The sequence below is a fragment of the uncultured Dokdonia sp. genome, assembly GCF_947492535.1.
Classification (GTDB): Bacteria; Bacteroidota; Bacteroidia; order Flavobacteriales; family Flavobacteriaceae; genus Dokdonia.
Genome location: NZ_CANLNH010000024.1, coordinates 1 through 11,089, shown reverse-complemented (window position 1 = coordinate 11,089; position 11,089 = coordinate 1). Strand labels below are relative to the sequence as shown.

Sequence of the window (11,089 nt, the reverse complement as noted above, 5' to 3'; positions counted from 1 at the left end):
TTTTGTGAGATGGGATTTTTTAAATGAAAGCCTTCTTTGAAGGTGGAAGTATTATAAATTAAGTAACAATCGCTCTAGGCTGAATAAGATTTCCGCCTTTGCGGAAATATAGAATTATGGCAGACGATAAGAGTACTCAAAAGAAAAAAGGACAAATCAATATAGAATTAGATGAAGCGATTGCACAAGGAACGTATTCTAACTTGGCAATTATCAATCATTCTGTATCCGAATTTGTGGTTGACTTTGTCAATATTATGCCTGGAACACCAAAAAGTAAAGTAAAATCTAGAATTATACTTACGCCTCAACATGCAAAGAGATTGACAAAAGCATTGGCAGAAAATATCAAGCGTTTTGAGAAAGCACACGGCGAAATCAAAGATTATGAGAAACAACCGATTCCATTAAATTTTGGACCGACTGGACAAGCATAATAGTATTTAAAGGGTGTTTAACCTTTTGACTATGAATAAAAAAGCCAAGAATATTTCATTGTTCTTGGCTTTTTTTATTTACTGCAATGCCATCTTGTCATATTCCTAAAGTTGGTATTTTTTTTGTCTAAGCATTCCCAGAGTAAAACAACAAATTATCAAAAAATAAAAATATGTCAACAGGAAAAATTAATGTGTCGGTAGAGAATATCTTCCCACTTATTAAAAAGTTCTTATATAGTGATCACGAAATATTTCTCAGAGAACTAATTTCTAATGCAACAGATGCCACGCTTAAACTAAAGCATCTTACTAGTATAGGAGAATCTAAAGTAGAATATGGAGATCCTATTATTGAAGTAAAAGTAGATAAAGAAGGAAAAAAACTTCATATCATAGATCAAGGTCTTGGTATGACCGCAGATGAAGTAGAAAAGTACATTAATCAAGTGGCATTTTCTGGAGCAGAAGAGTTTTTAAATAAATATGAAGATTCTGCTAAAGATGCTGGAATCATAGGTCATTTTGGTTTAGGATTTTATTCTGCGTTTATGGTTGCAGAAAAAGTTGAAATCATTACAAAATCTCACAAAGATGAGCCAGCAGCACACTGGACATGTGATGGATCTCCAGAATTTACCCTTGTAGAAGCAGATAAAACAGAGCGAGGATCAGAAATTATTCTTCATATAGCCGAAGATAGTACAGAATTTCTTGAAGATGCACGTATTACAGAGCTGTTGACAAAGTACAATAAGTTCATGCCAGTACCGATTAAATTTGGTATGAAAACAGAAACACTTCCAAAGCCAGAAGACGCTAAAGAAGAAGATCCAGCACCAACTCAGGAAGTAGATAATATCATTAATAACCCTAATCCAGCTTGGACAAAACAACCGTCTGATCTTGAAGAAGCAGATTACAAAGGCTTTTACCGTGAGTTATATCCGATGCAGTTTGAAGAGCCGCTGTTTAATATACATCTTAATGTAGATTATCCATTTAACCTTACAGGAATATTATATTTCCCTAAGCTAGGACAGGATATGAATGCTCAAAAAGATCGTATCCAATTATACCAAAATCAAGTATTTGTTACTGATAATGTAGAAGGAATTGTACCTGATTTTTTAACAATGCTACGCGGAGTTATTGACTCGCCAGATATTCCTCTTAATGTATCTCGTAGTTATTTACAGGCAGATGGTGCTGTAAAGAAAATCTCAGGATATATTACACGCAAAGTGGCAGATAAACTGAAGTCATTATTTAATAATGATCGTGCAGACTTTGAAAAAAAATGGAATGATATTAAAGTAGTAATCGAGTATGGAATGCTTTCTGAAGATAAATTCTTTGAAAAAGCAGACCAGTTCGCTTTATATCCAACAGTAGATGACACCTACCTTACTTGGGAAGAATTAGAAGCAAAAATCAAAGATTCACAAACAGATAAAGACAATAAGCTTGTCATATTATATGCAAGTAATAAGGATGAACAACATGCATATATCCAAAGTGCAAAAGACAAAGGATATGAAGTGTTACTATTAGATTCTCCTATTGTAAGTCACTTAATCCAGAAGTTAGAAACAAGTAAAGAAAATGTTTCTTTTGTACGTGTAGATGGCGATCATGTGGATAACTTAATCAAGAAAGAAGAAGAACAAATTAGTAAGCTTTCTGATGAAGAAAAAGAAGCGCTTAAAACCGTTATTACAGAGTCTATAGGAGATACATCGTATACAGTGCAAATGGAAGCGATGGATAGTAATGCAGCGCCATTTATTATTACACAACCAGAATTTATGCGTCGTATGAAAGAGATGCAGCAATCTGGTGGCGGTGGCGGCATGTTTGGTATGGGGAATATGCCAGATATGTACAACCTAGTAGTCAATGCAAATCATGAGTTAGTTTCTGAAATCATGAACACCAAAACAGCTAAGAAGAAAGAGCGCTTAATTAAGCAATCTTTCGATCTTGCTAAACTTTCTCAGAACCTTTTAAAAGGAGAAGAACTTACTGATTTTATCAAGCGTTCATATAGCATGATAAAATAAAATGTAAAAGCAAGATTTTCGTCATTCTGAATTTATTTCAGAATCCCACTGAGTCAGATGTATTGGGATGAGAAACTGAAACAAGTTCAGTTTGACATATTAAAACTTAAGTACATATAAGAAGAACCACTTTCTATATTTTTGGAAGTGGTTTTTTTTACGCTTTCGCGAAAGCGTACACATTAAAAAGACTATTACAAGAGTAGCCGATAACATTATAAAAGAGCAACTCAATACGTAACAAACCACTGTTTTTTGCGTCCAATTAGTATGTATCTTTAATGAGATACTATTAATCTATAATTTATACTATAAACTATGGCACTTACACCTTCAAATATGATTGAGCTAGGTACAAAAGCTCCCGATTTTAAACTTATAGATAGCATTACAAATCAACAATGTAGCTATGCAGATATAAGCGGAAAACGTGGGACTGTCGTGATGTTTATTTGTAACCATTGCCCTTTTGTTGTTCATGTGATAGACGAAATAGTACGTGTTGCAAATGATTATCGTGTATTAGGGTTTGGATTTGTAGCCATAAGTAGTAATGATATCGTAACATATCCACAAGATGGACCTGCTGCTATGTGGGATAATGCACGTAAAAATAATTTTACATTTCCGTATCTGTTTGATGAAACTCAAGAAGTAGCAAAAGCATATGATGCTGCATGTACGCCTGATTTTTATCTTTTTGGAGCCGATGAAAGATTGGTATACCGAGGACAACTAGATGCTTCTCGTCCAGGTAATGGAATCCCTGTAAATGGACGTGACTTAAGGGAAGCTTTAGACAATGTATTTAATAGTAGACCACAAACGATGATTCAGAAGCCAAGTGTGGGATGTGGTATTAAGTGGAAGTGATTGTTACACTCTTATATTTATTAAGTTATTACCTAAGGGTAACAAAAATAATCAATAAGGAACTATTGGTTGTAAAATAGGAAAGACCTATTTAATAATATAAATATAAGTTACAATGAAAAAAAAGAATCTAAAGTCTTTAAGTCTTAATAAAATGACCATTTCACGTTTGCAACAAAATCAAATCAATGGTGGTATTGAATCTCATATGCTTACGCCTATGATAGAGTTTATAACAGATTTGAGTAATGAGGTGTGCCTCACCGATACGTGCATTTCTACAGTGTACGACGGTCCAGTTAAGCATACATGTGCTAATTGTTAAAATATCTATTATTAAATTTTATTTTAATAGATATATAATATAACCGTATACATTAAACCGTTTTTAGACTCCTAAAAATGGTTTTTTTATGTAGCAAGTTTTGGAATGTCATTTTTTCCTTTACTTTTACTACAAAGCATTTTTTTTGGAAATATTTGAAAATTTTAGAATTCTCGATATCATAGATATTGTTTTAGTGGCTACGTTGCTTTACTATGTATATAAACTAGTGAAAGGAACAGTGGCTATAAATATATTTATTGGAATTGTCGTGATCTATCTCATATGGCAGCTTACAGCGCTATTAAAGATGGAAATGCTCAGCACAATCCTTGGGCAATTTATTGGCGTTGGGATGTTTGCTTTAATTGTTGTGTTCCAGCAAGAGATACGAAAGTTTTTACTGATGATTGGAAGTACAAACTTAGCTAGAGGAAAAGGCGTATTTAAAAATTTCCAATTTTCTAAAAATGATACATTATTAGAAATAGATGTCAATGCCATTTTAGATGCTTGTGTGAATATGGGAAATATACACTCAGGCGCACTCATCGTGATACGAAGAACAACAAGTTTGGAATTTGTAAAAGCATCAGGAGATGCTATGGATATTGAAGTTAATAGGCCTATTATTGAAAGTGTTTTTTATAAAAACTCTACACTTCATGATGGAGCTATGATTATAGAAAATAATAAAATTACGGCTACTAGAGTGATTTTACCAGTCACACAAGAGCGTAATATTCCTTTACGATTCGGACTAAGACATAGAGCTGCATTTGGAATCACTGAAAAAACAGATGCACTAGCACTTGTTGTCAGTGAAGAATCTGGAGAAATTAGTTATGTTAAGAATGGAGAGTTTGTACGTTACAAAACAATAGATGAATTACGCGAATTAATTACATTAGATTTAAGTTAATCTTATGGAAGAAGATATACTCCCAGAAGAAGAAAAAAAAGAGATAATACTGCCTAAAGAAGGAAAGGAAAAGAAGCGAGAACAGCTTCGTCTCATTTCCGATAGATGTAAAAACTGTGATACGTTATTAAACTTAGATCAAGCTTATTGTCCAAGTTGTGGAGCAAAGCGAATGTACAATAGACTAAATTGGAGTAATCTTACCGAAGATTTTGTAGATCGATTTTTAAATATTGAAAATAATTTTCTTAGAACTTTTTTTGCACTTTTTAGAAAGCCCGAGGATGTTATAGGAGGATATATAGATGGAATGCGTAAGCGCTACTTATCTGCCTTTAGTTATTTTGCAATTTCTCTTACCATTACAGGATTGTACACCTTTGTTTTACGAAAATGGTTTCTAAATGAAGCTATGTTTGAAGCTGCTGCAAAGGAAGGCAATGGAGAAGCTGTAGTTAACTCTATAGGCCCTACTATGGAGATCGTAAATTGGGTATTTGAATATCAATCTATTCTTACATTTATTAATATTCCTCTATATGCATTGATTTCAATAATGGTATTCTGGAATTATAAAAAATACAATTTTATAGAACATGTGGTGATTTACTTATACGTATACTCACACACACAAATTATTACTTCTGTCATATCAATCCTTTTTATGTGGTCGAGCTTTATACAAGTAATGATTAGTTCTTTAGTAACGTTTTTATATATCATTTATACCGCCTATGTATTGATGCGTCTTTTTAATTTAACGATTGAAAAAATAATTTTAAAGACCTTATTGTTTTTTGCTGTTGGTCTGGTCATTAGTATACTCTTTTTTGGTATAAGTGGTTGGTTTTTATATGAATTAGGTGTTTTTGATACGTTTATAGAAAAAATAGATCAAATGAAGGAAGCTCAAAAAGCAGCAAAAGAAGCAAGAAAGGCAATTATAGATAGTCTTAAAATAGATAGTATCAAACAAGTGCCAAAAAACGTAAAGGATACAGTGTTACTTTTGGGAAGCTAGTAACATTATAGTAACTTGTCATTGCTAACAGACCAAATGATCCCTATGGGTAAAGTATCCAAACGTAAACAAGAACTTCTTGAAGTAAGTAATACATGCATTAATTGTGAACAACCCCTTGCCTTAGATCAACGTTTCTGTTCTAATTGTGGAGGGAAACGTATGTACAATAGAATTACGTGGCGTAATCTCTTTGAAGACTTTGTAGATCGTTTTTTGAATATAGAAAACGCATTTTTAAAAACTTTTTTTGCCCTTTTTAAAAAACCAGAAGATGTTATCGATGGCTACATGAGGGGAATGCGTAAAAAATACCTCCCAGCCTTTAGTTATTTTGCAGTAGCACTTACGGTAGCGGGGATATATGCTTTTATTATAAAGCATTGGTTTATGGATGATATGATACAAGCACAAACCAGCTTTTATAGTGGTGACGCAGCAGAGATTCAAAAATCTTTTGCTTCTAAATGGCTTACAACAGTCATGGAAAATCAATCAGTGATCTATTTTGCGATTATTCCGGTATTAGCATTACTCTCTAAAGTAGTTTTTTGGAATTATAAAAAATACAATCTGGTAGAACATTTTGTTATTTACTTATATGGTTATTCGCATATTGCTTTAATAACCACAGTACTAGGGTTATTATTTATATGGAATCAAACAGCATCTCAGCTATATGGAATGATTACGCCATTTATTACGATTGCTTATATGGGCTATGTGTTGAAACGATTATTTAAATTAGACTCAGGGAATTTGGTACTGAAAACAGGGCTTTTCTTCTTGTTGAGTTTTGTCTTATTACTGCTATTTTTTGTTATCACAGCAGTTACAGGTTATTTTATGGCCAAAACAGGAGCATTAAACGATACAGAGTTTTATAAATTAATACAAAAACAAGCTGAAGCACAAAAAGCAGCAAAGGCTCTAAGAGACTCTATAAACGGAGATACCCTTAAACACACTGTAGAACTTATTAAAGATAGTATTCAGTAAGGGTGCGCTTTCGCGAAAGCAATAAAAATATGCGCAAATTTTCTAAAGAAGAAATCTGGTATTATGCAAAACGAGCTTTTTGGGTGCTTTTTGCTTGGGTGCTTATTTTTAATTCGTTGTTTCTATATGAGTATTTGACATTAGTAGAAAATAATGCGTTGACTTCAGAATATGATTTTACAATCTCTTTTCGAGCGAGTCTTTTAGTATCTATAATCGCCGGTCTTATTGGTGGTACCGTTACGCTTAACTTTATGGAGCGTAGTCTTCGAAAGTATGCGTTTGGTAAAGCACTTATTGTAATAGCACTTACATACATTGTAGTAGCGCTTCTTATTAGTTTAATAGGAAGTGTTTTTTACTATAGTGATTATACAGGAGAACCATTTCATAGTAAAAAAGTGATCACTGAAGTAAAGCTATTTTTTCAAAGTTGGCTTTTTATAAAAAATCTTATTATTTGGTTATTTATTGTATTAAGTACCGTAATTATTTTTATGGTTAATGATAAGTATGGTCCGGGTGTGTTTCCTGATTATCTTAAGGGGAAATATTTTAGTCCCAAAAGAGAACGCCGTATTTTCATGTTTGCAGATATACGTAACGCAACAGGAATTGCTGAGGTATTAGGCGAGGAAAAATATTTTCATTTTTTAAAAGATTTTTTTAATGATATAGCTTCTCCCATTCAACAAACACAAGGGGAAGTATACCAATATGTAGGCGATGAAGTTGTGGTTACTTGGAAAATGAAGAATGGACTTAAAAGGGGAAATGCATTACGGTGTTATTATAAAATGCGAGATGCAATTACAAAACGAGAAGCTTATTATACTAAGGCATATGGATATTTACCAATATTTAAAATAGGACTTCATTATGGAGCCGTTATGGTAGGAGAGCTTGGAAGGATTAAACGTGATATTGCTTTTTCTGGAGATGTTCTTAATACAACAGCTCGTATTCAAGCGAGATGTAATGAAAACAATGTAGATATTTTGGTTTCTAGTGATTTTGCAGATGTTTTATATCAATTACCAGAAGGTCTTACTAAAGAAACGATAGGCAGTGTACAATTGCGAGGGAAATCTGAAGAGATGACGTTGGTGACATATCGTGAATTATAATATTCTTTATACCGTTTCTACTTCAGTAAACTGAGCTTCATAAAGCGCTAAATAATGTCCGCCTTTATTTTTAAGAAGTTCTTTATGAGTTCCTTTTTCGACTACTCTTCCATTATCCATGACCATAATTAGATCTGCTTTTTTGATGGTCGCAAGGCGGTGTGCAATTACGATAGATGTACGTCCTTTTGTGATTTTACCTATCGCTTTCTGAATAAGTTGTTCGCTATATGAATCTACAGATGAGGTGGCTTCATCTAAAATCAAAATAGAAGGATTACTCACATACGCACGTAAAAATGCAATCAGCTGTCGTTGTCCACTAGAGAGCATAGCGCCTCGTTCTTTTACATTATAATGATACCCGTCTGGAAGACTAGAAATAAACTTATGAACACCAATTTCTTTTGCAGAAGTAATCACCGTTTCTTCAGAAATTGCAGGATCATTAAGTGTAATATTATTAAGTATAGAATCTGCAAATAAGAATACATCTTGAAGTACAACGGCAATTTCTTTACGTAGTTGCTGTAATTTGATATCGGCTATAGAAGTTCCATCTATAGCAATACGACCACTATCAATCTCATAAAAACGACTCAACAAATTAATGATGGTTGATTTCCCAGCTCCCGTAGAACCTACAATTGCAATCGTTTGTCCAGGCTTTGCAGTAAAAGTAACTCCTTTTAAAACCTCTTCATCTGGCACATAACTAAAGTGTACATTTTCAAAAGTGATTTCTCCTCTTACTGTAGTGAGTTCTTTCGTTCCTATATCTTTAATTCGAGACTCAGTATCTAAAATGCCAAATACACGATCTGCGGCTACCATTCCCATTTGTAAGGTGTTAAACTTATCAGCTATTTGACGTAATGGTGTAAACAGCATTTGGATATAACTTATAAATGCAGTGATCACCCCTAGTGTAATAGCTTCAGATTCGGCGATATGCATTCCTCCGTACCATACAATAAGTCCAATTGTAATAGAGGTACACATCTCTGCAATGGGAAAAAAGATAGAATTATACCATACTGTTTTATTCCAAGCATCCATGTGCTTTTTATTAATAGCTCCAAATTTTTTGTGTTCTATCGCTTCACGATTAAAGATTTGTACAATTTTCATACCCGTAACACGCTCTTGTACAAATGTATTTAGATTGGATACTTGTGTGCGAACTTCTTCAAAAGCTATTTTCATTGCACGTTGAAATACGCGTGTTGCATATAATATAATAGGAAAAATTGCAAGTACGATAAGTGTGAGTTGCCAGCTTTTCCAAAACATAAAGCCTAATACTACTCCCATTGTAAGTAAATCTGCAATGATCATAAATAATCCTTGACTAAAAATACTGGCAATCGTTTCTATATCGCCTACAGCTCTAGTAACCAATCTTCCCACAGCAGAAGTGTCATAATATTGCATTTTAAACTGTAGCATATGCTTAAACAGTTTTACACGTATATCACGTATTACTTGTTGTCCTATCCAGTTAGAATAATAAATAAATAAAAGTCTAAAAATAACTTGTCCCAAGAGAACAATACCCATTAAAATAATATAATAAAGTAAGCTGTCAGGCTCTTTATTGCTAATTCCTATATCAATGGCTTTTTCCATGAAATTAGGACGTAATGCTGCAAATACAGATAATAAGATAGCACCAATACCCGCTAAATACAATTGCGATTTATAAGGTTTTGCAAATTGCAATAGCCTTTTAAATAGTTTTGTATCAAATGCTTTTCCTTTGGTTGTTGCCATTTAGTTTATAAATATATGTTTTGGATATCCAATATCAGTTAGGTATAATCCATGTGCTGGAGCAGACGCTCCTGCGAGACTTCTATTTTTTCCTTTAATCACTTCATGCATCCATGAAACAGATTTTTTACCTTGCCCAATTTCGATTAATGTACCTACGACCGCGCGTACCATATTACGTAAAAAACGATCTGCTGTGATTTTAAAATGGTACTCATCATCTACTTGAGACCAGGATGCTTCTTTGATATCACAAAGATACGTGTTGACATCTGTATTTGACCTGCTGAAACATTCAAAATCTGAATACCTTAATAAAATATTTGATGCTTCTTGCATTCGTTGTATATCCAAAGGAATTTTATAGTAAAATGCACGTTCTTGTGTAAACGGATTTTTAGTGGGGCTTATTCTATAAATATACGATCTATGTGTAGCATCAAAGCGGGCATGTGCCTCTGGTGTTACAGGAATGATTTGTGTAATCGCAATGCTAGGTGGTAAGAAACTATTGAGTTTGTAGGTGAGTTTTGTTAAGTCCGCTTTCGCGAAAGCGATATCAACACCATCTTCATTTTCAATATTCACATGTGCATACATCATACGTGCATGTACACCAGTATCTGTCCGTCCAGCGCCCATAATAGTTGTAGGCATGCGTAACAGTGTAGAAAGTGCTTCTTCAATAGTCTGTTGCACGGTTACAGCATTTGGTTGACGTTGCCAGCCATGATATGGAGTTCCGTTATAAGATAGTTGTATAAAATACCGCAAAGTGTATTATTTTTGAGCAAATATACGCTTTCGCGAAAGCGTATAAAAACGCAATCTATAAGGTTGTTGTTTATAGTATAATGAGTACATTATGTATAAACGATGCTTTGAAAAAAAATACTATATATTTTGAAAAAAATCCTTCTTCTTAGCGATACTCATAGTTATATAGATGATCATATACTCGATCATGCACAACAAGCTGATGAGGTGTGGCATGCGGGTGATATTGGAGATTTGCGAGTGACAGATGCGCTTCAAAAAATAAAGCCATTACGTGCTGTTTTTGGAAATATAGATGACACCGAAGCACGTCAAGAGTTTCCGTTGAATAATCGATTTGTTTGTGAAGGTGTGGATGTGTGGATTACGCATATAGGCGGATATCCAGGACGTTATTTTCCAGCCATTAGAGAAGAAATTCGTGCAAATCCTCCTAAATTATTTATTTGCGGACATAGCCATATTTTGAAAGTAATGCCAGATAAAAAATTAGGATTACTTCACATGAACCCAGGTGCGATAGGGAAGCATGGTTTTCATAAAGTACGTACGATGTTGCGATTTACTATAGATGCAGGAAAGATTGATAATCTAGAAGTGATTCAGATGGATCGATGATTTGTTAGCGCTATAAGTTCTAAAAGAGCGAAATTAAGCACCTGGAAGAGTGGGTGGTTGTTTTCAAAAATTTGTAGACTGCGTAGCACAAATTTTAGAAAACTTTGCGTTTCTCCTTTTTTAGATGGTTTTCATAAAGTGCGTACGATGTTGC

11 protein-coding genes are annotated in these 11,089 nt (G+C 33.7%); 9 read left to right on the top strand and 2 right to left on the bottom strand.

The features are described 5' to 3' along the window. Positions 1-116: 116 nt before the first annotated feature. The 8 genes from Q1A60_RS20405 (at position 117) to Q1A60_RS20370 (ending at position 7,767) form a co-directional block, all read left to right on the top strand. Positions 117-437 carry a DUF3467 domain-containing protein gene (locus tag Q1A60_RS20405; protein ID WP_299769337.1) on the top strand — a complete coding sequence of 107 codons (321 nt, stop codon included), beginning with the start codon at positions 117-119 and terminating at the stop codon, positions 435-437. Positions 438-610: 173 nt separating this feature from the next. After that, positions 611-2,500, top strand: a complete 1,890-nt coding sequence (gene htpG, locus Q1A60_RS20400) for a molecular chaperone HtpG (protein ID WP_299769340.1) — start codon at positions 611-613, stop codon at positions 2,498-2,500. 318 nt (positions 2,501-2,818) lie between these two features. Continuing rightward, complete coding sequence (locus Q1A60_RS20395; protein WP_299769343.1) at positions 2,819-3,373, top strand: thioredoxin family protein; 555 nt, start codon at positions 2,819-2,821, stop codon at positions 3,371-3,373. A 115-nt stretch (positions 3,374-3,488) separates the two neighbouring features. Further along, positions 3,489-3,698, top strand: a complete 210-nt coding sequence (locus tag Q1A60_RS20390) for a class I lanthipeptide (protein ID WP_299769346.1) — start codon at positions 3,489-3,491, stop codon at positions 3,696-3,698. Positions 3,699-3,843: 145 nt separating this feature from the next. Beyond that, positions 3,844-4,620, top strand: coding sequence for a diadenylate cyclase (locus tag Q1A60_RS20385; protein WP_299769348.1), 777 nt, complete (start codon positions 3,844-3,846; stop codon positions 4,618-4,620). A gap of 4 nt (positions 4,621-4,624) precedes the next feature. Then, positions 4,625-5,641, top strand: coding sequence for a DUF3667 domain-containing protein (locus Q1A60_RS20380; protein ID WP_299769350.1), 1,017 nt, complete (start codon positions 4,625-4,627; stop codon positions 5,639-5,641). Between the two features lie 45 nt (positions 5,642-5,686). Beyond that, complete coding sequence (locus Q1A60_RS20375; protein ID WP_299769352.1) at positions 5,687-6,640, top strand: DUF3667 domain-containing protein; 954 nt, start codon at positions 5,687-5,689, stop codon at positions 6,638-6,640. A gap of 29 nt (positions 6,641-6,669) precedes the next feature. After that, positions 6,670-7,767: an adenylate/guanylate cyclase domain-containing protein gene (locus tag Q1A60_RS20370; RefSeq protein WP_299769355.1), complete on the top strand. Its 1,098-nt coding sequence runs from the start codon at positions 6,670-6,672 to the stop codon at positions 7,765-7,767. Positions 7,768-7,773: 6 nt separating this feature from the next. Here the strand turns inward: Q1A60_RS20370 and Q1A60_RS20365 are convergent, their stop codons facing one another. Continuing rightward, a complete protein-coding gene (locus Q1A60_RS20365) occupies positions 7,774-9,540 on the bottom strand; it encodes an ABC transporter ATP-binding protein (RefSeq protein ID WP_299769358.1) in 1,767 nt (588 codons plus the stop codon). Beyond that, positions 9,541-10,314, bottom strand: coding sequence for a tRNA pseudouridine(38-40) synthase TruA (gene truA / locus Q1A60_RS20360; RefSeq protein ID WP_299769361.1), 774 nt, complete (start codon positions 10,312-10,314; stop codon positions 9,541-9,543). Between the two features lie 129 nt (positions 10,315-10,443). Between truA and Q1A60_RS20355 the strand changes: the two genes are divergently transcribed. Beyond that, positions 10,444-10,935, top strand: a complete 492-nt coding sequence (locus Q1A60_RS20355; protein WP_299769364.1) for a metallophosphoesterase family protein — start codon at positions 10,444-10,446, stop codon at positions 10,933-10,935. Positions 10,936-11,089 lie beyond the last annotated feature (154 nt).

Coding starts and splice junctions, on each gene's coding strand:
- Q1A60_RS20365 (WP_299769358.1), bottom strand. CDS start 9,540: ATGGCAACAACCAAAGGAAAAGCATTTGATACAAAACTATTTAAAAGG.
- Q1A60_RS20395 (WP_299769343.1), top strand. CDS start 2,819: ATGGCACTTACACCTTCAAATATGATTGAGCTAGGTACAAAAGCTCCC.
- Q1A60_RS20375 (WP_299769352.1), top strand. CDS start 5,687: ATGGGTAAAGTATCCAAACGTAAACAAGAACTTCTTGAAGTAAGTAAT.
- Q1A60_RS20405 (WP_299769337.1), top strand. CDS start 117: ATGGCAGACGATAAGAGTACTCAAAAGAAAAAAGGACAAATCAATATA.
- htpG (WP_299769340.1), top strand. CDS start 611: ATGTCAACAGGAAAAATTAATGTGTCGGTAGAGAATATCTTCCCACTT.
- Q1A60_RS20390 (WP_299769346.1), top strand. CDS start 3,489: ATGAAAAAAAAGAATCTAAAGTCTTTAAGTCTTAATAAAATGACCATT.
- Q1A60_RS20370 (WP_299769355.1), top strand. CDS start 6,670: ATGCGCAAATTTTCTAAAGAAGAAATCTGGTATTATGCAAAACGAGCT.
- Q1A60_RS20380 (WP_299769350.1), top strand. CDS start 4,625: ATGGAAGAAGATATACTCCCAGAAGAAGAAAAAAAAGAGATAATACTG.